This window comes from Telluria sp. PB2R4, assembly GCF_059685695.1.
Window position 1 is genome coordinate 1 of record NZ_JCASIC010000006.1, and the last position, 24,151, is coordinate 24,151.

The window sequence follows — 24,151 nt, forward strand, 5'->3', positions numbered from 1 at the left end:
ACGAGCACTCAAGGAGCGGTTGACCGCCAAAGGCAAGACGCCGATGGCGATCGTCGGTGCCGCTATGCGCAAGCTTGTACACCTCTGCTTCGGTGTGGTGAAGACGAGAACGAGGTACACCCCGGATCACGCCCAGGCTGCTTGACACCCGAGACGGTATCTACTTGTTCAGGTTGACCGGACCGGCCTGCGAACCACCATCCACCGGCTTCCCGAAAATCTGCCGATACCCCGCATACATCGCGCACTGCAGCAGCAGGATGAACAGGAAGATCAGCCACATGATCACCACGCGCGTCATGTTGGAGGCGCCCAGCAGCAGGGTAATCACCATGCAGATCCCGAAGAAGATCGCGAACCACGCCAGCAGCAGCACGATGAACACGCGCGCGCTGCGCACCACAGCAAAGAAGCTGTAGAACACCGCCTTGCCCGGCCCCATCTTCTGCCAGTAGGTCAGCGGGGCGGCGAAGCACAGCGACATCAGGGCCGCCACGTCTACCCCGAAAATCATGAACATCGTCAGGATGTCCGATCCCGCCACCTGCGGCTGGCCACCCTGCGGCTGGCCCCCCTCGCGTCCCTGGCGCGCCACCTGTTCCCAGAAGCCCGGATCGACCGCGAAGCGGGTGAGCAAGGCCATCAGCAGCGACACGCCCAGGTAGATCAGGCCCACCTTGCACAAGTCCTTGACCACCGGCTGGCGGAAACCCGTCAGCAGCACGCCGGGGGTGACGCGTTCGCCGTTCTCGATCATCAGGCAGGCCTTCATGAAGGCCATCGAGAACGAGGGGATCAGGACCACCGCGATCATCGGTCCGAGCAGCGGCACGGCGCTGATGCCGATGCTGATCAGGATGTTCGCGAACAGCAGCGTGGTCAGCGCGGCGGGTTGCTTGCGGAACAGGCCGGCGCCTTGCTTGAGCCAATGCCAACCAGTGATTGCGGGAATAGAAGTCATGTGGGCAGGTCGGGCGCACCACGCTCGATGCGGGCGCGCAGGATGCGTTCAAAATGGGTGGGGTCGTGCGGCGTGAGCAATTCGGCCGCACGGGGAATGTGGAGATCGTACAGGCGCGACAGCCAGAAGCGCAGGGCGCCGGCGCGCAGCATCGGCAGCCAGGCGCTGCGTTCGTCCGCGCTGAACGGACGCACCGCGTGGTAGGCGTCCAGCAGGGCGCGCACGCGCGCCTCATCGAGCACGCCCGTGCCCAGGTCGACGCACCAGTCGTTGACGGTCACGGCGACGTCGAACAGCCAGGTATCGACGCCGGCAAAGTAGAAGTCGAAGCAGCCGGTCAGGCGCTCGCCTTCGAACATCACGTTATTGCGGAACAGGTCGGCGTGCACCGGGCCGCGGGTGAGGGCGGCATAGGTGGCGCCGGCGGCGAACGTTTCCTGGAAGCACACTTCGCTGCGCAGCAGGTCGGCCTCGGCTTGGGAGATCAAGGGCAGCACGGTGGGCGCGGTGGCGCTGATCCAGTCGAGCCCGCGCAGGTTGGGCTGGGTCAGTGGAAAATCGCGCCCCGCCAGATGCATGCGCGCCAGCATGGTGCCGACTTCGGCGCAGTGCACCGGCTGCGGATCCATCTGCGAAGCGCCGCTCAGGCGGCTGACGATGATGGCCGGCTTGCCGTGCAGGGTGACGACCAGTTCGCCGTCGGCATTCGGCACCGGCGCCGGCACCGGAATGCCGCGCTCGGCCAGGTGGCGCATCAGTTGCACGTAGAAGGGCAGCTGCTCGATGCCGAGGTTTTCGAAAATAGTCAGCACGAATTCCCCACGCTCTGTTGTGAGGAAGAAATTGCTATTGTCGATGCCGGAGGAAATGCCCTGCAGCGCGAGGGCGCGGCCTAGGGGGAACTGCTTGATCCACTGGGAGAGGTCGTCCAGCGAGACCGCGGTGAAAACTGCCATGTGCTAGCGGGGAAGGTGAGGGCGGCTGCCGCCAGGGACGTGGCGGGCAGCGGCAGGGTTATTTTTTTTCGACCGGTTCCAGAGGTGGCGGGGGCGGGGCATCGGCGCGGACGGGCACGCCCGCCTTGGCCGGCGCCGGCGACGGTGCCGCAGTCGCGGGATCGGCGGCCTGCTTTTTCGGGTTACCGAAGTCGAATTCCATGACCTGCCATTGTGGGGCACGGATCGCGCCGCTCTGGCCGTCGCCTGGTTGGGCGTTGCCTGGCGGGTTGTGAGGCTTCATGATGTAGCGGTTGTTCGGGCTGGTTTGCACTTCCACTTCGGTGACCTGTCCGCTGTTGTTCCGCTTTTCGGTGATGCGGGTGCGTTCTTTCGGCGGGATGGTGGTGGCCGGCACATCGCTGCCCGGCTCGATGCGATCGAGCTGCGGCGGCTGCTGGCTTGGGCGGCTCGGCGTCTGTGCCGAGCGCGCCGTCTCCGGCGCCTGCGACTGCGCCGCGGCCAGGCCCACGTGTGCGATCAGGCACAACGTCAGGAGTTTCAGGCGGGAAGAAGTGCGCAACATGATGGTCACCTTGTGTCGTTTGGTTCATTGTAACAAACAGACACGCTTCCCTGTGAAAAGTGTGCGGTTTCCCGAAGCGTGGTCTCCGCGGCGCTCGACGCTTTCCTCCGGCCGATTCTGCGATAATGCTGGACACTTATTTACCTGCGCTCCCCTATGGAAAATACCCTGCTGCTCGTCGACGGTTCCAGCTACCTTTACCGCGCCTTCCACGCGCTGCCCGACCTGCGCAGCGCCGACGGATTCCCAACCGGCGCCATGCACGGGATGGTCAACATGCTGCGCCGCCTGCGCGCCGACTATCCGGCGGCCTACATCGCCTGCGTGTTCGACGCCAAGGGCAAGACCTTCCGCGACGACCTGTATCCTGAATACAAGGCCACGCGCGCCTCGATGCCGGAAGACCTGGGCAAGCAGATCGAACCGATCCACGAAGTGGTGCGCCACATGGGCTGGCCGATCCTGATGGTCGACGGCGTCGAGGCCGACGACGTGATCGGCACCCTGGCGGTGCAGGCTTACGCGCGCGGCATGAAGACCGTGATTTCCACCGGCGACAAGGACCTGGCGCAGCTGGTCAACGACCGGGTCATGCTCATCAATACCATGAGCAACGAGAAGCTCGACGAAGCCGGCGTGGTCGCCAAGTTCGGCGTGCCGCCGAACCGCATCATCGACTACCTGACCCTGATCGGCGACACCGTCGACAACGTTCCGGGCGTGAACAAGTGCGGCCCGAAGACGGCGGTGAAGTGGCTGACCCTGCACAATTCGCTCGACGGCGTGATCGAGAACGCCCACAGCATCGGCGGCGCGGTCGGCGAGAACCTGCGCGCGGCCCTGGAGTGGCTGCCGAAGGGCCGCGAACTGATCACCGTGAAGACCGACTGCGACCTGGTCAAGCACGTGGTGTCGTTCGAGGAGACCCTGGTCGGCCGCCCCGAAAACGCCGAGGCGCTGCGCGACTTCTTCCAGCGCTACGGCTTCAAGACCATGCTGCGCGAACTGGGCGGCGGCGGCCGCGCCGACGGCGCGGTGGCGCCGGCCCGCGGCGCCGGCCCCGGTGGCGCAGCGCTGAACTCGCCCGAAGGCGCGTCAAGCACCCTGCCGGGTATGGCCATCATCAAGGGCGAGTACGAGACCGTGCTCACCGACGAACAGCTGGACAAATGGCTGGCGCTGGTCGATGCCGCCGAACTGACCTCGGTCGACACCGAAACCACCTCGCTCGACCCGATGACGGCCGAGATGGTCGGCATCTCCTTGTCGGTCGAGACGGGCAAGGGCGCCTACATCCCGATGGCGCACCGCTACGCCGGCGCGCCCGACCAGCTGGCACGCGAACACGTCCTGGAGCGGATGCGCGCCTGGCTGGAGAATCCGGCCAAGCCGAAGCTGGGCCAGAACCTCAAGTACGACATGCACATCTTCGAGAACCACGGCGTCAAGCTGAAAGGGATCGTGCACGACACCCTGCTGCAGTCCTACGTGTTCGAGTCGCACAAGCCGCATGACATGGACACCATGGCGATGCGCCACCTGGGCTACACCACGATTCCCTTCGTGGACGTGTGCGGCAAGGGCGCCAACATGATCTGCTTCGACCAGGTGGAGCTGAACCGCGCCACCGAATACGCCGGCGAGGATTCCGACATCACGCTGCGCCTGCACCAGACCATGCTGCCCCATGTCGAGAGCGACGCCGGTCTCACCCGCATCTACCGCGAGATCGAGATGCCGACCATGGAGGTGCTGCAGAAGATCGAACGCAACGGCGTGCTGATCGACGCCGAGCTGCTGCAGGTGCAGTCGGGCGAGCTGGGCGCCCGCATGATGGAGCTGGAGCAGCAGGCGTATGAACTGGCCGGCGGTCCCTTCAATCTCGGTTCGCCCAAGCAGATCGGCGAGATCTTCTTCGGCAAGCTCGGCCTGCCGGTGATCAAGAAGACCGCCACCGGCGCGCCGTCCACCGACGAAGAAGTGCTGCAGAAGCTGGCCGAGGATTACCCGCTGCCGAAGATCCTGCTCGAGCACCGCGGCATGTCCAAGCTCAAGTCGACCTACACCGACAAGCTGCCGAAGATGGTCAACCCGCAAACCGGCCGCGTGCACACCAACTATGCACAGGCGGTGGCGATTACCGGCCGCCTGTCCTCGAACGAGCCGAACCTGCAGAACATCCCCGTGCGCAACGCCGAAGGACGCCGCATCCGCGAAGCCTTCATCGCGCCGCCGGGCAGCGTGATCGTCTCGGCCGACTATTCGCAGATCGAGTTGCGCATCATGGCGCACATCTCGGGCGACCCGGCCATGCTGAAGGCCTTCGCCGAAGGCGAGGACATCCACCGCGCCACCGCCGCCGAGATCTTCGGCATCGGCCCGGACGAAGTGCAGGGCGAGCAGCGCCGCTATGCGAAGGTGATCAACTTCGGCCTGATCTACGGCATGAGCGCCTTCGGCCTGGCCCAGAACCTGGGCATCGAGCGCGGCGCGGCAGCCAACTACATCGACCGCTATTTCGCCCGCTTCGCCGGCGTCAAGCAGTACATGGACGAGACCAGGTTGCAGGCCAAGGCGCGCGGCTATGTGGAGACCGTGTTCGGGCGCCGCCTGTGGCTCCCCGAGATCAACTCGCCGAACGGCCCGCGCCGCGCCGGCGCCGAACGTGCGGCGATCAATGCGCCGATGCAGGGCACGGCGGCCGACCTGATCAAGCTGGCCATGATCGCGGTGCAGGGCTGGCTCGAAGCCGACCAGCTGGGCACGCGCATGATCATGCAGGTGCACGACGAACTGGTGCTCGAGGTGCCGGAAGCGGAGCTGGAACTGGTGCGCGTCAAGCTGCCGGAGCTGATGGCGGGCGTGGCCACGCTGAAGGTGCCGCTGGTGGCAGAGACCGGTGTGGGGCCGAACTGGGAGCGCGCCCATTGAGAATGGGCCTGCACGGATTGAACTGAATTCCTGAGGACCTTCAATGCAGCAAAGAAAACTGGGCCGTACAGGTGTATCCGTCTCTGAAATCGGTTTCGGAGCGTGGGCAATCGGCGGCGCCTGGGGCGACGTCAGCATGGACGATGCCAAGGGTGCGCTGCATGCGGCCCTCGACGGGGGGTGCACCTTCATCGACACCGCCGACGTGTACGGCGATGGCCGTTCGGAGCAGATCATCGCGGCGGTGCTGGCCGAGCGCGGCGGCGCCAGGCCCTTCGTTGCGACCAAGGTGGGCCGGCGCCTGGATCCCCATGCCGCCGAAGGCTATACGAAGGCCGACCTGACCGGCTTCGTGGAGCGCTCCTTGCGCAACCTGCGTGTCGATTGCCTGGACCTGGTACAGCTGCATTGCCCGCCACCCGCCGTCTATTACCAACCCGAGGTGTTCCAGGCGATGGACGATCTCGTCGCCGAGGGCAAGATCCGGCATTACGGCGTGTCGGTCGAAAAGGTCGAAGAGGCCCTGAAAGCCATCGAATACCCGAATGTGGCGACCGTCCAGATCATCTACAACATCTTCCGCCAGCGTCCCGCCACGCTGTTCTTCGCGGAGGCGAAGCGGCGCGATGTGGGCGTCATCGTGCGCGTGCCGCTCGCATCGGGCCTGTTGACCGGCAAGATGACTGCGTCGACCGCCTTCGCCGCCGACGACCACCGCGCCTTCAACCGCAATGGCGAAGCATTCGACAAAGGCGAGACCTTCGCCGGGGTTCCCTTTCCGGTGGCGCTGGAAGCGGTGGAGCATATCCGCAGGCTGGTTCCTGGCGGCGCGTCGATGGCGCAATTTGCCTTGCGCTGGATTCTGATGGACGAGAGTGTCAGCACGGTCATCCCGGGCGCCAGGAACGCCACGCAGGCAATGGTCAATAGCGCAGCGGCCGAGCTCGCGCCCATCCGCCCGGAAGTCATGTCCGAGCTGCGTGCGCTCTACCGCGAGATGATCGCACCGCACGTGCACCATCTCTGGTAGCAGGCCATGCGACCGCCCCCGGCACATCCCCGCGCCATTTCGCGCTCCATGGCGGTGGAGCGCATGCGCGCCCGCCTGCTGCGCCAGGGATTCCCGCGCATCCAGATGTTCATCCTGGTGTCCCTGACCGGCCTGGCCGGTTTCGGAGCCTCGGTGGCCATGCTCGGCGCGGGCGTCAACAGCATGGCGCTCCGCTATACGCTCGCGATGGGCGTCGCCTATATCGTCTTCCTCCTGCTGCTGTGGGTCTGGTTGCGCACCAGCGCGGCGGACTACTTCGACGTCCCCGTGGACGCCAGCGGCCCCAACGCCCGCAGCGCCGATGGCCCGGACGATTTCGTCGGGGGCGGGGGCGGCTTCGATGGCGGCGGCGCCAGCGGGAATGTCGATTTCGGCACGAGCGACAGCGGGGGCGAGACGCTCGCCGCGAAACCGTTTGAAGTCATCGCGCAGGCCGAGGAGGGTGCGATTCCACTGGCGATCATCCTGCTGGCGCTCGGCATCGCGCTGTCATCCCTGTTCGTGATCTGGTCGGCGCCGCTGCTGTTCGCCGAGATCCTGGTGGACGCCCTGCTGGCCGCGGGCCTGTACCGGCGCCTGCGGACCCTGGATCCCAGCCACTGGATGTTCGCCGCGCTCAGGCGCACCCTGCTGCCCTTCGTCCTGACGACCGTGGCCATTGCCGGAGCGGGCTGGGGAATGCAGGCGTATGCGCCCGAGGCCAGGTCGCTGGGTGAGGTTCTGGAAAAGCGCTAAGCTCAGCCAAGCGTGCGCCATCCGGACTTTGCTACTATTGCAACCTGTCCAACACAACCGGAGGGGTGCACATGAAAGATCTCATCAGCGATGCCGAAAGCCTGCTGTCCGCCAGTGCCTTCAGCGACGGCGTCGACCGCCGCGTTTTCCTGAAAGCCGCCATGGGCGGCGGCTTCGCCGTCGCCGCGCTGCCGGTGGTGGCGCAGACCCAGATCCAGACCAGCGCCGAGGGCCTGGACGCCGCCGACCACATCGTGGTCGTCAACGGCCAGGACGTGCCGGTCTACCGCGCCCAGCCCAAGGACCGCACCAACCTGCCGGTCATCCTCGTCATCTCCGAGATCTTCGGCGTGCACGAACACATCAAGGATGTCGCGCGCCGCTTCGCCAAGGCCGGCTACCTGGCCGTGGCCCCGGACCTGTTCGTGCGCCAGGGCGACGCCACCAAGACCCCGATGCCCGAGCTGATGAAGAACATCATCGCCAAGGTCCCGGACGCCCAGGTCATGACCGACCTCGATACGATCGTCAAATGGACCAAGCAGCGCGGCGGCAACACCGACAAGCTGGGCATCACGGGTTTCTGCTGGGGCGGGCGCATCACCTGGCTGTACGCAGCGCACAACCCGGACGTCAAGGCCGGCGTAGCCTGGTACGGCCGCCTGGTGGGCGAGACCAATGCGCTGCAAACGAAACACCCGATCGACGTGGCGCAAAACCTGAAGGTGCCGGTGCTCGGCCTGTACGGCGCCAAGGACGGCGGCATTCCGCTGGAGTCGGTCGAGCGCATGCGCAAGACCCTCGATGCCGGCAACAGCCGCTCGAAGATCCACGTGTACCCGAACTCGGGCCACGCCTTCCACGCCGACTACCGCCCGAGCTTCAACGCCGAGGATGCCAAGGACGGCTGGAGCAAGGCGCTGAACTGGTTCTCGACCCACGGCGTCGCCTGATCCTGCACGGCCGCGGACCGGGCAGGGTACAATGCCCGGTTTGCTGCTCTGCGCAAGACCAGAACAAGAGGCCTTCAAATCGACCCCGTCCTATCTTCCATCCTGCTGGCGACCGTGATCGCCGGCGCCGCCAGCATCACCGGCGCTGCCGTGTTTTCGTTCACGCTGCTGTCGAAGGTGGTCGAGCGGATGGTCAGCCTGTCGGTCGGCATCATGCTGGCCACCTCGCTCTTGCACGCGCTGCCGGAAGCTTTTGAGTCGAACGCCGACCCGCGCAGCCTGTTCGCCACGCTGCTGGGCGGCCTGCTGGCTTTCTTCGTGCTGGAAAAGCTGGCGATCCTGCGACATTCGCATCACCACGAAGGCGACGGCCACCACCACGCCCACGGCCATGACGCCCACCAGGCCGGCAAGTCGGGCTGGATGATCCTGCTGGGCGACGCGATGCACAACTTCACCGACGGCATCCTGATCGCCGCGGCCTTCCTCGCCAACCCGGAGCTTGGCATCGTCACCGCGCTGGCCATCGTCGCCCACGAAATCCCGCAGGAGATCGGCGACTTCATCGTGCTGCTCAACGCCGGCTTCTCGCGCCTGCGCGCCTACGTCTTCAACCTGCTGTGCAGCCTGATGGCGGTGGCGGGCGGCCTGCTCGGCTACTTCACCCTGGACCAGGCCAGCGGCCTGATTCCCTACGTGCTGGTGTTCGCCTCGTCGGGCTTCATCTACATCGCGGTGAGCGACCTGATGCCGCAGATGCAGCGCCGCGCCACGGTGCGCGAATCGGTGCCGCAGGTGGCCCTGATCGCGCTCGGGGTGGCGATCGTGGTGGCACTCAACCACGCCTACTGAAACTCAGCGGTTTTTCGATGACGGGCTGGTTGCGTCTCTAATGATAATGACTTATCATTACCAAACTAGCCAACAACGGAAGCCCCGTCATGTCCATCTCGTCTTTCCCACGCACGCCGCTCGCGCTGGCGATCCTGTTCGCCTTCGGCGCACCGTCCGCTTTTGCCCAGACCAGCAACAGCCGGCTCCAGGCCGACCCCGACACCGTGCCGACCGTGGTGGTCTCGGCCAGCGCGCTTGGCGTGGTGAGCGACGACATGATCACGCCGGTGACTTCGCTCGGCGGCGGTGAGCTGGTGCGGGTGCGCGAATCGACCCTGGGCGAGACCCTGGCCAACCAGCCGGGCATCAACTCGAGCCATTTCGGCGCCGGCGCCAGCCGCCCGGTAATCCGCGGCATGGACGGCCCGCGCGTGAAGATCCTGTCGGACGGCGCGGAAGTGCAGGACGCTTCCACCATCAGCCCTGACCACGCAGTCGGTTTCGAACCGGTGCTGGCGGAGCGCATCGAAGTGCTGCGCGGCCCATCGGCGCTGGCCTATGGCGGCGGCGCGGTGGGCGGCGTAGTCAACATCCTCGACCGCAAGATTCCGACCACGGTGCCGGCCAAGCCAGAGGGCAGCGCGGAAGTCCGCGCCAACTCCGTGGCGCGCGAGAAGACCGGCGCCTTCGAGGTGACTGGCGGCGCCGGCAACATCGCGGTGCATGCCGAAGGCGTGAAGCGCGATGCCGGCGAATACCGTGTCGGCAGCGGCTGGGCGGAGGGCAAGCGCGTGGCGGGCAGCTACAAGGAAGGCGAGAGCGCTACCTTCGGCCTGTCCTGGGTGGGCGAGCGCGGCTACCTGGGGGCCGCGTACACCAAGGAGCGCAGCGAATACGGCATCCCGGGCCACAACCACGAATTCGAGAGCTGCCATCCGCACGGCGACCACCTGCACTGCGGCGGTCACGAAGAAGCTGAAGAAGGCCATGACCACGATCACGAACACGGCGCGGAGGAAGTTCCGGTTGTGAAGCTGGACAGCGACCGCTGGGACCTGCGCGGCGAATACCGCAACCCGCTGCCCGGTTTCGCCAAGGCGCGCCTGCGCGCCTCGCTCACCGATTACCGCCATGACGAACTCGAAGAGGGCGTGGTCGCCACCAGCTTCCTGAACAAGGCGCATGACGCCCGCCTCGAGCTGGAACACGTGCAGGTGAAAGGCTGGCGCGGCGTCGTCGGCCTGCAGACCACGCGCCGCGACTTCGCTACCTCCGGCGACGAAGCCTACGTGCCGCCGACGGTCACGAAGAAGCATGCGGCCTTCATCACCGAGGAATACAAGCTGGATAACTGGCGCTTCGAAGCCGGCGCCCGCCACGAGTGGCAGGACATCGCGGTCGACAGCGCTGCCCAGGACGATACCGATGCACGCGGCACCTCGGTGGCGCTGGGCGCGGTCTGGAAGTTCCAGCCGCAGTACTCGCTGCGCGCCGGCATCGCGCGCAGCCACCGCCTGCCGACTTCCGAAGAGCTGTACGCGGACGGCGTGCACCTGGCCACCGCCACCTACGAGATCGGCAACCAGGACCTGGGCAAGGAGACGTCGAACAACATCGATGTCACCCTGCGCAAGTTCGAGGGCGATACCACCTTCTCGCTGAGCGCCTTCCGCAACCGGGTCGACAACTACATCTATGCGCACACGCTGGACAACCACGAAGGTTTCCAGCTGGTGGAATACGCGCAGCGCGATGCGATCTTCACCGGCATGGAAGGGGAGCTGCGCCACAAGTTCTCCAATATCGTGGAAGGCACGCTGTTCGGCGACTACGTCCGCGCCCGCTTCGATGGCGGCGAGGGCAGCCGCAATATCCCGCGTATCCCGGCCGGCCGCATCGGCGTGCGCCTGAACGCGGATTGGCAGTCCTGGCATGGAATGATCGAGCTGATTCGCGTCGGCAAGCAGGACAAGGTGGCGGAATTCGAGGGTGCGACCGGCGGCTACAACATGCTGAATCTTGGCACCCACTACACCACCCGCATCCTTGGCGTGCCGGCCCAGCTCTACGCCCGCATCAACAACCTGACGAACGAACTGGTGTTCAGCCACACCTCCTTCATCAAGGAAGCCGCGCCGCTTCCGGGACGTAACGTGACCGCCGGGCTGCGATTCGTTTTCTGATGAAAAGCCTGATCCGGTTCGCCGACTACGCCGGCATGGCGGCGTCGGCCCTGTGCCTGGTGCACTGCCTGGCGATGCCGCTCTTGATCGCGGCGTTTCCGCTGCTGGGGCTGGGTGCGGAGCACCACGCGCTGCATGATGCGCTGCTGCTGGGCGTGACGGTGCCGGTGCTGCTGGCGCTGGTGCCGGGGTATGTGAAGCACCGCGATCCGGTGGCCTTGTCGCTCGGGATCGGGGGGCTCGGCGCCTTTCTGGCCGCGGTATTCGTCGTCGGGCCGCAGTGGGGCGAGATGGCGGAGACGGTGGCGGCGGTGGCGAGCAGCCTGCTGCTGCTGGCGGCGCACCTGCGCAATCACCGCTACTGCAAGGATTGCCGTTCGTAGGGGTGATCTGGTCCAGTGGACCAGACCACGGCTTCGCCGTCCACGCGTTCAACTTACGGATGCCTTGTCGCGACGCAGATTGTAGTTGAACGCGTGGGCGGGAAACCCGCCCACCCTACGAACATCGTCACGCGCCACGGCAAGCGGCGCACAAGCCGTACAAGGTCAGCTCATGCGACTCCAGCACGAACCCTTCCGGCGTCAGCTTCTGCATATCCCCCGGACACGCATGCACCTCATACACCTTGTCGCATGAACGGCAATGGAAATGATGATGGTGTCCATGCCCGGCAATTTCGTAGCGGTCGCCGCCGCCCGGCAGCGATACCGTGGCGATCTCGCCGGCTTCCAGCATCGACTTGATGTTGCGGTAGATGGTGGCCATGCCGATGCCCGGCACCACACTCTGGGCGTGCTCGAGGATCTCCTGCGGTGCGAGTGGACGCCCCGCATCTTCGATGCACTGGTGGATGGCCTTGCGCTGGCGCGTGTTGCGTTCCATGGAGGCTTATTTCTTCGCGCGCAGCGATTCGAGTTCGGCGCGCAGGGCGCTGCGCTCGGCGTAGGACTTGTCCAGCTGCGCGCGCAAGGTCTTCACCTCGTTCGCAATGTTGTCGCGCGCGGTGGTGGCGCCGACCAGCTCCATCTCGGCAGCCAGGCGCGCATCCGACTCGAGCGCCTGGGCGGCGACATTGCGCTCGATCTGGGCGCGCAGGTCGGCCAGCTGGCGGTCCTTGCCGTCGATCGCCAGCTGGTCCTTTGCCTTGCTCACCAGCGCCTCGGTGGCAAGCTGGCGCGCGTCGCGCAGTTCGGCCGTCAGGCGTTCGATCTCTTCCGCCTGCTCGCTCGATGCGGCCAGTGCCTGGTCGCGTGCGGACGCCAAGCTGGCGCTCGTCTCGCGCAGGGCGGCCGCATCGGCCTCCACTTCAGCCAGCGCTTCGCGCACCGGCGCGACGGTCTGTTCGGCCACCTGCTGGACCCAGCCGCTCAGGGCGGCGGCAACCGCCTCCGGAATCTCCAGCGCAGGCGCGCCCTTGTTTGTGCTCTCGTTGTTCGACATTGATGCGTTATCTTTCGTTGCTGCTCGTTTCATCAGGACACCTCCTGGTTTCAGGCGTCGCCTCTGGCGACCGGACGGTTCGCATCACTGACCCATTCGCTCCACGACCCCGGATACAGCGCCGCCCCCGGCATGCCCGCGACTTCCAGCGCCAGCAGGTTATGGCAGGCGGTGACGCCCGAGCCGCACTGCATGATCGCCCCCTTCGGGTCATCGACCAGCGGCGCGAACTCGCTGCGCAGGGTCTCGGCATCCTTGAAGCGGCCATCAGGCTGCAGGTTGTCCTTGAAGAAGCGGTTGCGGGCGCCGGGGATGTGGCCGCCGACCGGATCGATGGTCTCGTTCTCGCCGCGGAAGCGGTCACTTGCCCGCGCATCGATGACGATGCGCTTGCCTCCGTTCTGGCCAATGCGCACGTTGTCCATGACCTCGGCCACCGTCACGGTCGGCACGAAAGGCGCGCGCACCGTGATCGCGCCGCGTGGTTTCGTCGACACCTCCGTCGTGAGCGGCTGGCCGATCGCCTGCCAGGCGGCCATGCCGCCGTCCAGCACCGCCACCGCTTCGTGGCCGAGCCAGCGCATCAGCCACCACAGGCGTGCGGCGAACATGCCGCCGTGCGCGTCGTAGGCGACGAGCTGGGACCCGTCGTTGACGCCCCAGCCGCGCAGCGTATCGACCAGGGCCTCTTTCTCCGGCAGCGGGTGGCGGCCGCGGAACACACCGTCCGCACCGCGCTTGGCGCCGGACAGCTGGGTTTCGATGTCGCCGAAGACCGCACCCGGCAGGTGGCCGATGGCGTAGCCGTCGCGGCCTGCGGCCAGGTTCATCAGGTCGTGGCGGCAGTCCACGACGACCCAGTTGGGGTCGTTGATGTGTGCGGCCAGGTCTTGCGCCGAAATCAGCGTCGCGAATTTGTTCATCCTATAGTGCTCCTCAGCTCAGTTTTCATGTCTCGCTGGCGATGGGATCGGTGTCCTTGACCACGGCGCCCCTGGCCGTGCTGCGTGTATTGTAGAACGTCGCGGCGATGCCGGACACGAGGATGACGCCAATACCCATCCAGACGTGCCAGTCGAAGGCGTCGTTCCACAGCGCCAGGCCCCACAGGCTGGAAAACACGATGCCGGTGTACTGCAGGTTGGCCACCACCAGCACCTTGCCGACCCGGTAGGCGCGCGTCATGGCCATCTGGGCCAGCAGGCCGAAGATGCCGACGCCCAGCAGCAGGGCGCCGCTGTACAGGGTGTGGCTCTGGAACACGGCGCCCTCGGGGCCGTCGCCGGCCAGCGCGCCGGCGAAACCGAACAGGGTGGTGCTGAGCGAGAAGTAGAACACCACGCGGTATTCGGGCTCGCCCATCTGGCCGAGCCGGCGCACCTGCATGTAGGCCGCGGCCGAAATCAAGGACGAGGCCACGCCGGCCAGGCCGCCCAGCCACTGGTTGCCGGCGATCGCCGGCTGCAGCACCAGGGTAACGCCGAAGAAACTCATGGCGATCGCCAGCACCAGCGGCCAATCGGGCAGCTTGGTGCCGTTCCACCAGCCATGGGCGAACATCCAGGCCGCGATCCAGATCGGCGCCATGTAGTTGAGCGTGACGGCGGTGGCCAGCGGCAGGCGCGAAATGGCGAAGAACCACAGCCATAGCGAGACGACGCCGACGACGCTGCGCCAGACGTGGGCCTTGACGAAGGGCGTCTGGAAGCTGCCGCCGCGATGGCGCACGGCCGCCAGCAGTACCAGGGTGCCAATGAGGCCGCGGTACATCAGGAGTTCGGAGGTAGAGTAGAACTCGGAGGCCAGCTTCACGCCCGCGCCCATGGCGGCGAACGCGAAGCTGGCGAACAGCATCCAGAGGGAGGCCATTCTTACAGTTCTAACTTGCTGCGGTACCACTCATGGAAATGCTGCATCCCGTCTTCCATCGGCGACTGGTAAGGGCCGACCTCGTTGACGCCGCGCTCTACCAGGATCTTGCGGCCGGCGTCCATGCGCAGCGCGATCTCGTCGTCCTCGACCGCGGTTTCCATGTAGGCGGCGCGTTCGGCATCGACAAAATCGCGCTCGAACAGCTTGATCTCTTCCGGATAGTAGAACTCGACCACATTGCGGGTCTTCTGCGGGCCGATCGGCCACAGGGTCGACACCACCAGCACGTTCGGGTACCACTCGACCATGATGTTCGGGTACAGGGTCAGCCAGATGGCGCCGTACTTCGGCGGCTGGCCGTTGTTGAACTTCAGGACCTGTTCCTGCCACTTTTTATAGGCCGGCGAACCCGCCTTCTGCAGCGCGCGGTTCACGCCCACGGTCTGGACGCTGTAGTCGCGGCCGAACTCCCACTTCAGGTCTTCGCAGGACACGAAGTTGCCCAGGCCCGGGTGGAAGGGCTCGACGTGGTAATCCTCGAGGTAGACCTCGATGAAGGTCTTCCAGTTGTAGTCGCACTCGTGGATCTCGACGTGGTCGAACATGTAGCCGCTGAAGTCGAGGTCGCGCGTCGCCTCCATGTGCTTCAGCTTTTCCATGACGTCGTAGCCGTTCTGCTCGAACAGCAGGCCGTTCCAGTTCTGTAGCGGCGTCTTCGACAAATTCAGGCAGGGCGTCTCGGGGAAGTGCGGCGCGCCGATCAGCTGGCCTTTCAGGTCGTAGGTCCAGCGGTGCAGCGGACACACGATGGTGTTCGCATTGCCGCGGCCATTGAACATCAGCGCCTGGCGGTGACGGCAGACGTTGGACAGCACCTCGATGCCGCCCGCGTTGCGGACCAGCATGCGGCCTTCGTTTTCAGATGCAAGTGTCGCGAAATCGCCTACTTCTGGCACCATCAATTCGTGGCCGACGTAGCGCGGCCCTTTATGAAACAGCTGCTGTAACTCGCGCTGCATCAGCGCGTCGTCAAAGTAGACGTTTACCGGAAGCTGCGCGCAGGAACGCGCCAGCTTGGCGTGGGTAGCCAGATCGGACATCCCAACCCCCCTTTAATTAGGTACGACCAAAGAAGAGAAAAAGGATCCAAAGACCAGTATCTTGGAATGAGGAATACGGTATTTCGGACAGAACCGGAGATTATACCGTGGAAACAGGCTCAAGGTCTCGGACCGTCGCGTGCCAGCGACCGAAGCGCGCGAATAAGTTGTTGAAAATTCACGGTTTTCATGCGAAAAGGCGCAGCCGCATTAAAAAGTTGCATGCGGGCAAATTGTGGATGGTGCAATGTGCGCCCCTTGAGGGGAAGGATTGATCTAAAATACGCGATTGGACTGACCCTTGGCGCACCCTTGCGCCTTTCCCAAGCAAAAGCTATGTCAAATAATACGAATGCACCCGAGTCGTTCGAAGGTGCGATGGCCGAGTTGGCCCAGCTCGTGTCGCAGATGGAATCCGGCCAGATGCCGCTCGAAGCGTCGGTGGCCGCCTATGCGCGCGGTTCCGAGCTGGTGAAGTACTGCGCGGCCCAGCTGGAAAAGGTCGAGTCCCAGGTGAAGGTGCTCGAAGGCGACATGCTCAAACCGTTCTCGGCCGAAGGCGAGGGCGATCAATGACGCAGTCTGCAGTGAATGACGCAGTGATGGAATTCGGCACCTGGATGCAGGGCGTGCAGGCGGACGTCGAGCGCTCGCTCGACGCCTTCCTGCCCGGCGCCACGCTGCCCCACAAGCTGCACGAAGCGATGCGCTACACCACGCTGGGCGGCGGCAAGCGCATTCGCCCGCTGCTGGCCTATGGCAGCGGCGCGCTGTTCGGCGGCGACCCGAAGGCGCTGGCGCGCGTGGCCAGTGCCGTCGAAATGATCCACGTGTACTCGCTGGTACACGACGACATGCCCTGCATGGACGACGACGACCTGCGCCGCGGCAAGCCGACCGTGCACGTCGCCTACGATGAAGCCACCGCGCTGCTGGTCGGCGACGCGCTGCAGGCCCAGGCCTTCGACACCCTGGCCGGGATCGACACCCTGCCGCCGGCGCGGCTGGTCGTCATGCTGCGCCTGCTGGCCGAAGCCGCCGGCTCGGGCGGCATGTGCGGCGGCCAGGCGATCGACCTCGATAGCGTCGGCCTGGCACTCACGCGCGAAGAACTCGAGCGCATGCACCAGCTCAAGACGGGCGCCATGCTGCGCGTCTCCGTGATCCTGGGTGCGCTGTGCGGAAAAGACCTGTCGCCCACCGAGCTGGAAGCATTGAAAGCCTATTCGAAATCGATCGGCCTGGCCTTCCAGGTGGTCGACGACGTGCTCGATGCGACGGCCGATTCGGCTACGCTGGGCAAGACCGCGGGCAAGGACGCGGCCGACAACAAACCCACCTATGTGTCGATCCTTGGGCTGGAACCATCGAAGGAACTGGCCGAGCAACTGCGGCGTGAAGCGCACGAAGCGCTGGCGCCATTCGGAGAACAAGCACTGCGGCTGCGCGAACTCGCGGACCTCATCGTGCAGCGGAAGGCATAAATGAACCTGCTAGAGACCATCAACGACCCCGCGGACCTGCGCCAGCTCCCACGCACGCAACTGACCCCGCTCGCGACCGAGCTGCGCCAGTTCCTGCTCGACTCGGTATCGAAGACCGGCGGCCACCTGTCCTCCAACCTGGGCACGGTGGAACTGACCATCGCGCTGCATTATGTGTTCAACACCCCGCACGACCGCATCGTGTGGGACGTGGGCCACCAGACCTATTCGCACAAGATCCTCACCGGCCGCCGTGGCCGCATGCCGTCGCTGCGCCAGCTGAACGGCCTGTCGGGCTTCCCGAAGCGCGACGAAAGCATCTACGACACCTTCGGCACCGCGCACTCGTCGACCTCGATCTCGGCGGCGCTGGGCATGGCGCAGGCGGCCAAGATCAAGGGCGAAGACCGCCATGCGATCGCCGTCATCGGCGACGGCTCGATGACCGCCGGCATGGCCTTCGAGGCCCTGAACAATGCGGGCGTCGAGGAAGACTGCAACCTGCTGGTGGTCCTGAACGACAACGACATGTCGATCTCGCCGCCGGTGGGCGCGCTGAACCGCTACCTGGCGCGCCTGATGAGCGGCCAGTTCTACGCCGCCGCCAAGAACGTCGGCCGCAGCGTGCTGCCGGGCCCAGTGCTCGACCTGGCGCGCAAACTCGAAGAACATGCCAAGGGCATGGTGGTCCCGGCCACGATGTTCGAGGAATTCGGCTTCAACTACATCGGCCCGATCGACGGCCACGACCTGGATTCCCTGATTCCGACCCTGGAGAACATCAAGAAGCTCAAGGGCCCGCAGTTCCTGCACGTGGTGACCAAGAAGGGCCAGGGCTACAAGCTGGCCGAGGCCGAGCCGATCCTGTACCACGGCACCGGCAAGTTCAATCCGCTCGAAGGCATCAAGCCGGCCGGCGCGCCGGGCAAGATCACCTATACCGAAGTGTTCGGCAACTGGCTGTGCGACATGGCGGCCAGTGACCAGCGCCTGGTCGGCATCACCCCGGCGATGCGCGAAGGCTCGGGCATGGTGCGCTTCCACCAGCAGTATCCGGAGCGCTACTTCGATGTCGGCATCGCCGAGCAGCACTCGGTGACCTTTGCGGCGGGTATCGCCACCGAAGGCCTGAAACCGGTGCTGGCGATCTACTCGACCTTCCTGCAGCGCGGCTACGACCAGCTGATCCACGACGTGGCGCTGCAGAACCTGGACGTGACCTTCGCGCTGGACCGCGCTGGCCTGGTGGGCGCCGATGGCGCCACCCACGCCGGCAACTACGACCTGGCCTACCTGCGCTGCATCCCGAACATGGTCGTCATGGCCGCATCCGACGAAAACGAGTGCCGCCAGATGCTGACCACCGCTTACCACTATCCAGGTCCGGCCGCGGTGCGCTATCCGCGCGGCGCCGGCGTCGGCGCGGCGATGTCGGAAGAGCTGACCTCGATCGAGATCGGCAAGGGCGAGGTGCGCCGCGAAGGCAAGGGCATCGCGATCCTGGCCTTCGGTTCGATGGTGGCGCCGAGCATCGCGGCCGGCGAAGAGCTGGGCGCAACCGTCGCCAACATGCGCTTCGTGAAGCCGCTCGACGTCGAACTGGTCAAGCGCCTGGCGAAGGAGCACGACTACCTGGTGACGGTGGAAGAGGGCTGCGTGATGGGCGGCGCAGGCAGCGCCGTGATGGAAGCGCTGGCGGAGGCGGGGATTGCCAAGCCGGTGCTCAATCTAGGCTTGCCGGACAAGTTCATCGACCAGGGCGATCCGGGGGCGCTGCTGGCGTCCGTCGGGCTGGATGCCAAGGGCATCGCAGCGTCGGTGCGTGCACGTTTCGCGGCGGGTGAGCCGCGGCTGGTGGTCAACAATACCTGATGCACGTAGGGTGGGCGGCTATGCCGCCCACGCGGTGATCGTTTGCGGCTGATGTGCCGCGCGGGCTGCTCTGGCCTGGTTTGAACGCGTGGGCGGGAAACCCGCCCACCCTACGATCCAAACAGCGTTTCTGCCCGCTGGAACAAAATCCACGAGGTCGCGATGTACTTGTCCCCGCTGCGTGAAACATGCCCCTTGTGGGTATGCGTAAACCCCGCCGGCGCAATGATCAGCCGTCCCTTGCGCGCTTCCACCTTCCGGTTCTGATACAGGAATTCGGTCTCCCCGCCATCCGCCACGTCGTTCAGGTAGAACTGCCACAGCAGCACCCGGTGCAGCGTCTCGCCGCTGGCGTTCTGCGGGTAGATCTCGGAATGCCAGTGGTGGTAACCACCGGTGCCCTGCAGGTACTTCTGCAGGTTGACGTGCCCGACCCGGTAGATCGACTGCATCAGCTCCACGATGTTCGGCGTGCCGCACTCGTCGAAATTCGACAGCGACAGCGTCACCGGCTCGCCCGTCCGCGGATGCGCCACCTGCGGCGACAGCGCGCCGATCAGGAGCATGCGGTATTTAATCATGTACTGCGCCAGGTGGCGCGCCATGGCCTGGGTGAGGAGGGCGCCGACGTCATCCCATTCGGCGTGCCCGTTGATGGTCAGGTCGTAGCTGTCCTTCTTGCTGACATCCACGCCGTTGCCGGTGCGGCCGCGCGCCACCTTGTTGCTGGCTTCAAAACGCGCGCGGATCGCGTCGCACTGCTGGGCGGTGAGCGCGTTGTCGTAGATCCCGATGAAATCTTCCATGCGCGTTTCCTCAGCCCCGCTTGCGCTCGTGCTGCCACAATACGTCGCTGCCGCCGGCGAAACGGTTCAGCACGCGCGCCAGCACGAACATCAGGTCCGACAGGCGGTTGACGTACTGGCGCGGATGCGGGCGGATCTGCTCGGCGTGCGACAGCGCCACGATGCTGCGCTCGGCACGGCGACACACGGTGCGGCACACATGGGCCAGCGAGGCCGCGCGCGAGCCGGCCGGCAGGATGAACTCCTTCAGCACCGGCAGGTCGGCGTTGTACTTCTCCAGCAGCCCGTCCAGGCGCGCCACGTGCTCGTCCTTGATCATCTCGTAGCCGGGGATGCAGAGTTCTCCGCCCAGATCGAACAGGTCGTGCTGGATCGAGACCAGCTCTTCGCGCAGCTCGGCGGGCATCTCTTCGCACAGCAGCAGGCCGACGAAGGAGTTCAGCTCGTCCACGTCGCCGAGCGAGTGGATGCGTGCGCTGTCCTTGCCGGTGCGGCTGCCGTCGCCCAGGCCGGTGGTGCCGTCGTCGCCCGTGCGGGTGGCGATTTTCGAAAGTCGGTTGCCCATGATCTAGCCTTATCAAATATTGTAATAAAACGATAGGGCGAGGATACGACAAAACACGTCAATTGTGCCTACAATGTCAGGATGATCGCCCCCGTTGATACCCTCGTCTCCCGTCGCGAACAGGTTGCCGCAGCCCTGCGTGCGCGCCTGCCCGCAGGCGTCGTCCTGTCCGACCCCGAAGACACCCGTCCCTACGAATGCGACGGCCTGGCGGCCTACCGCCAGCTGCCGATGGTGGTCACGCTGCCCACCAGCGAGGAGCAGGTGCTGGCGATCCTGAACCTCTGCCGTGAGCTTGGCGTGCCGATCGTGCCGCGCGGCGCCGGCACCGGCCTGTCCGGCGGGGCGCTGCCGATCCTCGACGGCGTCGTGGTCTCGACCGCGCGATTGAGTCGCATCGTGGGGATGGATGCCTACGCGCGCACCGCCGTGGTCCAGCCGGGCGTGCGCAACCTTGCCATTTCCGAGGCGGCCGCGCACTACGGCCTGTACTACGCGCCCGATCCCTCGTCGCAGATCGCCTGCACCATCGGCGGCAACGTGGCCGAGAACTCGGGAGGTGTGCACTGCCTGAAATACGGCCTGACGGTGCACAACGTGCTGCGCGTGCGTGTGGCCACCATCGAGGGCGAGATCATCGAACTCGGCGGCGAGGCGCTGGATGCGCCGGGCCTGGACCTGCTGGCCGTATTCATCGGTTCGGAAGGCATGCTCGGCATCGTCACCGAGGTCACCGTGAAACTGGTGCCCAAGCCCGCGGTGGCGCAGGTGGTCATGGCCTCCTTCGCCGACGTCATCACGGCCGGCAATGCGGTGGCCAGCATCATCGCCGCCGGCATCATCCCGGCCGGCCTCGAAATGATGGACCGCACCTCGGTGCGCATGGTCGAGCCCTTCGTGCGCGCCGGCTACGATACCGATGCGGCGGCCATCCTGCTGTGCGAGGCCGACGGCACCGCGCTGGAGGTGGCGGAAGAAATCGAACGCATGAAGACCGTGTTCGAAGGCGCCGGCGCCACCGCCATCGCGGTATCGCAGAGCGAGGCTGAACGCATGCGTTTCTGGTCCGGCCGCAAGAACGCCTTCCCGGCGGCGGGGCGCATCTCGCCCGACTACTACTGCATGGACGGCACCATCCCGCGTAAGCAGCTGGCGCGGGTATTGACAGCGATCGAAGAGATGGAAACCACCTTCGGCCTGCGCTGCGCGAACGTGTTCCACGCCGGCGACGGCAACATGCACCCGCTGATCCTGTTCGACGCCAACCAACCGGGCGAATTCGATCGTGCCGAGGCTTTTGGGGCGGCGATCCTGGCGCTGTGCGTCGAGGTGGGCGGCACCATCACCGGCGAGCATGGCGTGGGCATGGAAAAGATCAACTCGATGTGCGTGCAGTTCAACCGCAAGGAGCTCGACGCCTTCTTCGCGGTGAAGCGGGCGTTCGACGCGCCGATGCTGCTCAACCCGGACAAGGCGATTCCGACCCCGCACCGCTGCGCCGAATTCGGCAAGCTGCACGTGCACGGCGGCGCGCTGCCGTTCCCCGACCTTCCGCGTTTTTAAAACATGCAATCGATCGAACAATTCCAGGAACGGGTGCGCAGCGCCGCCGCCGACAGGACGCCGCTGCGCATCCGCGGCGGCGGCAGCAAGGACTGGTACGGCCAGGGTTTCGAGGGCGAGATCCTCGACACGCGCGGCTATAGCGGCATCGTCGACTACGAGCCGACCGAGCTGGTGATCACCGCGCGCTGCGGCACGCCGCTGGCCGAGATCGAGGCCGTGCTCGCGGACCGCAACCAGATGCTGGCCTTCGAGCCGCCGCATTTTGGCGAGGGTGCGACCATCGGCGGCGCGATCGCGGCCGGCCTGGCCGGCCCGCGCCGCGCCACCAGCGGCGGCGTGCGCGACTTCGTGCTGGGCGCCAAACTGCTGGACGGGAAGGGCGATGTGCTGAGCTTCGGCGGACAGGTGATGAAGAACGTGGCCGGCTATGATGTCTCGCGCATGCTGGCCGGTTCGCTCGGCACCCTTGGCCTGCTGCTGGAGGTGTCGGTCAAGGTATTGCCACGCCCGTTCGCCGAAACCACGCTGCGCCTGGACATGCCCGAGATCGATGCGATCCGTCGCCTGAACGAGTGGGGCGGCCAGCCCTTGCCGCTGTCCGCCAGCTGCTGGCATAACGGCCAGCTGTCGCTGCGCCTGTCCGGCGCCCAGGCGGCGGTCGACGCGGCCGTGCGCCTGATCGGCGGCGAGATCGTTCCCGACGCCGCACGCTGGGAAGAGCTGCGCGAGCAGCGCCAGCCTTTCTTCGGCGGCGAGGATGCCTTGTGGCGCCTGTCGGTGCCGTCCACCACCGGTGCGCTCGTGCTCGGCGGTGTGCAGGTGATCGAGTGGGGCGGGGCCCAGCGCTGGCTGCGCACCGATCTCGATGCCGCCACCATCCGCCGCACCGTATCAAGCGTGGGCGGCCATGCGACCCTGTTCCGCGGCGGCGATAAATCGGTGGGCGTGTTCCAGCCGCTGGCGCCCGCCGTCGCCCGCATCCATGAACGCCTGAAGGCTTCCTTCGATCCGGCGCACATCTTCAACCCGGGACGAATGTTCTGACATGCAAACCAATCTGGCCGATTTCATCAAGGGCACCGCCGACGGCAATGAGGCGGAAGCGATCCTGCGCGCCTGCGTGCACTGCGGCTTCTGCACCGCCACCTGCCCGACCTACCAGCTGCTGGGCGACGAACTCGATGGCCCGCGCGGCCGCATCTACCTGATCAAGCAGGTACTGGAAGGCGCCGAGCCCACCCGCAAGACCCAGCTCCACCTGGACCGCTGCCTCACCTGCCGCAACTGCGAAACCACCTGTCCGTCGGGCGTGAAATACGGCCGCCTGGTTGACATCGGCCGCCGCGTGGTCGACGAACGCGTGCCGCGGCCCTTGCAGGACCGGGTCAAGCGCACGACGCTGAAGGAATTCCTGCCGCGTACCGCGCTGTTCAAGCCCGCGTTCCGCGCAGGGCAGCTGGCGCGCCCGGTGCTGTCGAAAACGCTGCAGGACAAGCTGCAACCGGCACGTGCCGCCGGCGCCTGGCCAACACGTGTGCATGCGCGCAAGATGCTGGTGCTGGCGGGTTGCGTGCAGCCGGCGATGGCGCCCAACATCAACGCCGCCACCGCGCGCGTACTCGACGCCTTCGGCGTGCAGCTGATTATGGCGCCAAAGGCCGGCTGCTGCGGCGCCGTGCGCTACCACCTCAACGACCAGGCGGCCGGCCTGGAGGACATGCGCCGCAACATCGACGCCTGGTGGCCCTACGTGGAACGCAACGAGGTCGAAGCGATCGTCATGACTGCGTCCGGCTGCGGCGTCACCGTCAAGGAATACGGCCACCTGCTGGCGCACGACCCGGTCTATGCGGCCAAGGCGGGGCGCATCTCGATGCTGACGCGCGACCTCTCCGAAATCCTGCCGGAGTTCGAAGAACAGCTCGGTGCGAAGCTGAACGGGAAGATCACGAAGCGCGTGGCCTACCACCCGCCCTGCACCCTGCAGCACGGCCAGCAGATCCGCGGCAAGGTCGAGGGTGTGCTACGCGCTGCCGGCGTCGACGTGAACCTGTGCGCCGACAGCCACCTGTGCTGCGGCTCGGCCGGCACCTACTCGGTGCTGCACCCCGAGATCGCGCATGAACTGCGCGACCGCAAGCTGGCCAACCTGCAGGCGACCCAGCCGGACGAAATCGTCTCGGCCAACATCGGCTGCATGAGCCACCTGCAGTCGGGTACGGAGACCCCGGTCACGCACTGGATCGAACTGATCGACCGCGCGCTCGGCTGAGG

23 protein-coding genes and 1 pseudogene are annotated in these 24,151 nt (G+C 65.9%); 14 read left to right on the plus strand and 10 right to left on the minus strand.

The features are described 5' to 3' along the window. Positions 1-145: pseudogene (locus AC56LU_RS11555) on the plus strand (IS110 family transposase); the annotation flags it as partial. Positions 146-160: 15 nt separating this feature from the next. Here AC56LU_RS11555 and AC56LU_RS11560 read toward each other — a convergent pair. From AC56LU_RS11560 to AC56LU_RS11570, 3 genes are read right to left on the minus strand one after another with little or no spacing between them, the layout of a single operon-like run. Continuing rightward, complete coding sequence (locus tag AC56LU_RS11560; RefSeq protein ID WP_497175745.1) at positions 161-961, minus strand: BPSS1780 family membrane protein; 801 nt, start codon at positions 959-961, stop codon at positions 161-163. After that, positions 958-1,917: a homoserine kinase gene (locus AC56LU_RS11565; RefSeq protein WP_497175746.1), complete on the minus strand. Its 960-nt coding sequence runs from the start codon at positions 1,915-1,917 to the stop codon at positions 958-960. Before AC56LU_RS11565 ends, AC56LU_RS11560 begins: the two co-directional genes overlap by 4 nt. 58 nt (positions 1,918-1,975) lie before the next feature. Beyond that, positions 1,976-2,482, minus strand: coding sequence for a hypothetical protein (locus AC56LU_RS11570; RefSeq protein ID WP_497175747.1), 507 nt, complete (start codon positions 2,480-2,482; stop codon positions 1,976-1,978). A gap of 156 nt (positions 2,483-2,638) precedes the next feature. Between AC56LU_RS11570 and polA the strand changes: the two genes are divergently transcribed. The 7 genes from polA (at position 2,639) to AC56LU_RS11605 (ending at position 11,552) form a co-directional block, all read left to right on the plus strand. After that, a complete protein-coding gene (gene polA / locus AC56LU_RS11575; RefSeq protein WP_497175748.1) occupies positions 2,639-5,413 on the plus strand; it encodes a DNA polymerase I in 2,775 nt (924 codons plus the stop codon). A 43-nt stretch (positions 5,414-5,456) separates the two neighbouring features. Further along, complete coding sequence (locus AC56LU_RS11580) at positions 5,457-6,443, plus strand: aldo/keto reductase (RefSeq protein WP_497175749.1); 987 nt, start codon at positions 5,457-5,459, stop codon at positions 6,441-6,443. A gap of 6 nt (positions 6,444-6,449) precedes the next feature. Next, on the plus strand, positions 6,450-7,199 hold the full coding sequence (locus tag AC56LU_RS11585; RefSeq protein ID WP_497175750.1) for a hypothetical protein: 750 nt from the start codon (positions 6,450-6,452) through the stop codon (positions 7,197-7,199). Between the two features lie 71 nt (positions 7,200-7,270). After that, on the plus strand, positions 7,271-8,152 hold the full coding sequence (locus AC56LU_RS11590) for a dienelactone hydrolase family protein (protein WP_497175751.1): 882 nt from the start codon (positions 7,271-7,273) through the stop codon (positions 8,150-8,152). A 114-nt stretch (positions 8,153-8,266) separates the two neighbouring features. Continuing rightward, complete coding sequence (locus AC56LU_RS11595; protein ID WP_497175752.1) at positions 8,267-9,004, plus strand: ZIP family metal transporter; 738 nt, start codon at positions 8,267-8,269, stop codon at positions 9,002-9,004. An 89-nt stretch (positions 9,005-9,093) separates the two neighbouring features. Then, complete coding sequence (locus AC56LU_RS11600; protein ID WP_497175753.1) at positions 9,094-11,169, plus strand: TonB-dependent receptor domain-containing protein; 2,076 nt, start codon at positions 9,094-9,096, stop codon at positions 11,167-11,169. Then, positions 11,169-11,552, plus strand: a complete 384-nt coding sequence (locus tag AC56LU_RS11605) for a MerC domain-containing protein (protein WP_497175754.1) — start codon at positions 11,169-11,171, stop codon at positions 11,550-11,552. Before AC56LU_RS11600 ends, AC56LU_RS11605 begins: the two co-directional genes overlap by 1 nt. 127 nt (positions 11,553-11,679) lie before the next feature. Here AC56LU_RS11605 and AC56LU_RS11610 read toward each other — a convergent pair whose 3' ends face one another. The 5 genes from AC56LU_RS11610 to AC56LU_RS11630 are packed head-to-tail and all read right to left on the minus strand — an operon-like array spanning position 11,680 to position 15,584. Next, positions 11,680-12,054 carry a Fur family transcriptional regulator gene (locus AC56LU_RS11610; RefSeq protein WP_497175755.1) on the minus strand — a complete coding sequence of 125 codons (375 nt, stop codon included), beginning with the start codon at positions 12,052-12,054 and terminating at the stop codon, positions 11,680-11,682. 6 nt (positions 12,055-12,060) lie between these two features. Then, complete coding sequence (locus AC56LU_RS11615) at positions 12,061-12,645, minus strand: DNA-binding protein (RefSeq protein ID WP_497175756.1); 585 nt, start codon at positions 12,643-12,645, stop codon at positions 12,061-12,063. A 17-nt stretch (positions 12,646-12,662) separates the two neighbouring features. Beyond that, positions 12,663-13,535: a sulfurtransferase gene (locus AC56LU_RS11620; RefSeq protein WP_497175757.1), complete on the minus strand. Its 873-nt coding sequence runs from the start codon at positions 13,533-13,535 to the stop codon at positions 12,663-12,665. A 25-nt stretch (positions 13,536-13,560) separates the two neighbouring features. Beyond that, positions 13,561-14,481: a DMT family transporter gene (locus AC56LU_RS11625; protein ID WP_497175758.1), complete on the minus strand. Its 921-nt coding sequence runs from the start codon at positions 14,479-14,481 to the stop codon at positions 13,561-13,563. A 2-nt stretch (positions 14,482-14,483) separates the two neighbouring features. Continuing rightward, a complete protein-coding gene (locus AC56LU_RS11630) occupies positions 14,484-15,584 on the minus strand; it encodes an aromatic ring-hydroxylating oxygenase subunit alpha (RefSeq protein ID WP_497175759.1) in 1,101 nt (366 codons plus the stop codon). A gap of 336 nt (positions 15,585-15,920) precedes the next feature. Here AC56LU_RS11630 and AC56LU_RS11635 point away from each other — a divergent pair, with 336 nt between their 5' ends. The 3 genes from AC56LU_RS11635 to dxs are packed head-to-tail and all read left to right on the plus strand — an operon-like array spanning position 15,921 to position 18,940. Further along, on the plus strand, positions 15,921-16,160 hold the full coding sequence (locus AC56LU_RS11635) for an exodeoxyribonuclease VII small subunit (protein WP_497175760.1): 240 nt from the start codon (positions 15,921-15,923) through the stop codon (positions 16,158-16,160). A gap of 26 nt (positions 16,161-16,186) precedes the next feature. Further along, positions 16,187-17,068 carry a polyprenyl synthetase family protein gene (locus AC56LU_RS11640; protein ID WP_497176011.1) on the plus strand — a complete coding sequence of 294 codons (882 nt, stop codon included), beginning with the start codon at positions 16,187-16,189 and terminating at the stop codon, positions 17,066-17,068. Next, a complete protein-coding gene (dxs, locus tag AC56LU_RS11645) occupies positions 17,069-18,940 on the plus strand; it encodes a 1-deoxy-D-xylulose-5-phosphate synthase (RefSeq protein WP_497175761.1) in 1,872 nt (623 codons plus the stop codon). Between the two features lie 110 nt (positions 18,941-19,050). On the opposite strand, the gene AC56LU_RS11650 is transcribed toward dxs, so the two are convergent. Together AC56LU_RS11650 and AC56LU_RS11655 are read right to left on the minus strand one after the other, a co-directional pair. Next, the gene (locus AC56LU_RS11650; RefSeq protein WP_497175762.1) at positions 19,051-19,746 is read right to left on the minus strand and encodes a 2OG-Fe(II) oxygenase; all 696 of its coding nucleotides are present in this window, start codon (positions 19,744-19,746) and stop codon (positions 19,051-19,053) included. A 10-nt stretch (positions 19,747-19,756) separates the two neighbouring features. Then, entirely contained in the window at positions 19,757-20,311 is a 555-nt protein-coding gene (locus AC56LU_RS11655) for a cob(I)yrinic acid a,c-diamide adenosyltransferase (protein ID WP_497175763.1), read from the minus strand. A gap of 81 nt (positions 20,312-20,392) precedes the next feature. On the opposite strand from AC56LU_RS11655, the gene AC56LU_RS11660 reads away from it, so the two are divergent. From AC56LU_RS11660 to glcF, 3 genes are read left to right on the plus strand one after another with little or no spacing between them, the layout of a single operon-like run. Next, the gene (locus tag AC56LU_RS11660; protein WP_497175764.1) at positions 20,393-21,874 is read left to right on the plus strand and encodes an FAD-linked oxidase C-terminal domain-containing protein; all 1,482 of its coding nucleotides are present in this window, start codon (positions 20,393-20,395) and stop codon (positions 21,872-21,874) included. Positions 21,875-21,877: 3 nt separating this feature from the next. After that, a complete protein-coding gene (glcE, locus tag AC56LU_RS11665) occupies positions 21,878-22,921 on the plus strand; it encodes a glycolate oxidase subunit GlcE (protein WP_497175765.1) in 1,044 nt (347 codons plus the stop codon). A gap of 1 nt (position 22,922) precedes the next feature. Further along, positions 22,923-24,149, plus strand: a complete 1,227-nt coding sequence (gene glcF / locus AC56LU_RS11670; protein ID WP_497175766.1) for a glycolate oxidase subunit GlcF — start codon at positions 22,923-22,925, stop codon at positions 24,147-24,149. The last annotated feature ends 2 nt before the right edge of the window (positions 24,150-24,151 follow it).

What these genes read in the sequence shown, in the direction of transcription:
- AC56LU_RS11560 (WP_497175745.1), bottom strand. Translation starts at nt 961, where the DNA reads ATGACTTCTATTCCCGCAATCACTGGTTGGCATTGGCTCAAGCAAGGC.
- AC56LU_RS11565 (WP_497175746.1), bottom strand. Translation starts at nt 1,917, where the DNA reads ATGGCAGTTTTCACCGCGGTCTCGCTGGACGACCTCTCCCAGTGGATC.
- AC56LU_RS11570 (WP_497175747.1), bottom strand. Translation starts at nt 2,482, where the DNA reads ATGTTGCGCACTTCTTCCCGCCTGAAACTCCTGACGTTGTGCCTGATC.
- polA (WP_497175748.1), top strand. Translation starts at nt 2,639, where the DNA reads ATGGAAAATACCCTGCTGCTCGTCGACGGTTCCAGCTACCTTTACCGC.
- AC56LU_RS11580 (WP_497175749.1), top strand. Translation starts at nt 5,457, where the DNA reads ATGCAGCAAAGAAAACTGGGCCGTACAGGTGTATCCGTCTCTGAAATC.
- AC56LU_RS11585 (WP_497175750.1), top strand. Translation starts at nt 6,450, where the DNA reads ATGCGACCGCCCCCGGCACATCCCCGCGCCATTTCGCGCTCCATGGCG.
- AC56LU_RS11590 (WP_497175751.1), top strand. Translation starts at nt 7,271, where the DNA reads ATGAAAGATCTCATCAGCGATGCCGAAAGCCTGCTGTCCGCCAGTGCC.
- AC56LU_RS11600 (WP_497175753.1), top strand. Translation starts at nt 9,094, where the DNA reads ATGTCCATCTCGTCTTTCCCACGCACGCCGCTCGCGCTGGCGATCCTG.
- AC56LU_RS11605 (WP_497175754.1), top strand. Translation starts at nt 11,169, where the DNA reads ATGAAAAGCCTGATCCGGTTCGCCGACTACGCCGGCATGGCGGCGTCG.
- AC56LU_RS11610 (WP_497175755.1), bottom strand. Translation starts at nt 12,054, where the DNA reads ATGGAACGCAACACGCGCCAGCGCAAGGCCATCCACCAGTGCATCGAA.
- AC56LU_RS11615 (WP_497175756.1), bottom strand. Translation starts at nt 12,645, where the DNA reads ATGAAACGAGCAGCAACGAAAGATAACGCATCAATGTCGAACAACGAG.
- AC56LU_RS11620 (WP_497175757.1), bottom strand. Translation starts at nt 13,535, where the DNA reads ATGAACAAATTCGCGACGCTGATTTCGGCGCAAGACCTGGCCGCACAC.
- AC56LU_RS11625 (WP_497175758.1), bottom strand. Translation starts at nt 14,481, where the DNA reads ATGGCCTCCCTCTGGATGCTGTTCGCCAGCTTCGCGTTCGCCGCCATG.
- AC56LU_RS11630 (WP_497175759.1), bottom strand. Translation starts at nt 15,584, where the DNA reads ATGTCCGATCTGGCTACCCACGCCAAGCTGGCGCGTTCCTGCGCGCAG.
- AC56LU_RS11635 (WP_497175760.1), top strand. Translation starts at nt 15,921, where the DNA reads ATGTCAAATAATACGAATGCACCCGAGTCGTTCGAAGGTGCGATGGCC.
- AC56LU_RS11640 (WP_497176011.1), top strand. Translation starts at nt 16,187, where the DNA reads ATGGAATTCGGCACCTGGATGCAGGGCGTGCAGGCGGACGTCGAGCGC.
- dxs (WP_497175761.1), top strand. Translation starts at nt 17,069, where the DNA reads ATGAACCTGCTAGAGACCATCAACGACCCCGCGGACCTGCGCCAGCTC.
- AC56LU_RS11650 (WP_497175762.1), bottom strand. Translation starts at nt 19,746, where the DNA reads ATGGAAGATTTCATCGGGATCTACGACAACGCGCTCACCGCCCAGCAG.
- AC56LU_RS11655 (WP_497175763.1), bottom strand. Translation starts at nt 20,311, where the DNA reads ATGGGCAACCGACTTTCGAAAATCGCCACCCGCACGGGCGACGACGGC.
- AC56LU_RS11660 (WP_497175764.1), top strand. Translation starts at nt 20,393, where the DNA reads ATGATCGCCCCCGTTGATACCCTCGTCTCCCGTCGCGAACAGGTTGCC.
- glcE (WP_497175765.1), top strand. Translation starts at nt 21,878, where the DNA reads ATGCAATCGATCGAACAATTCCAGGAACGGGTGCGCAGCGCCGCCGCC.
- glcF (WP_497175766.1), top strand. Translation starts at nt 22,923, where the DNA reads ATGCAAACCAATCTGGCCGATTTCATCAAGGGCACCGCCGACGGCAAT.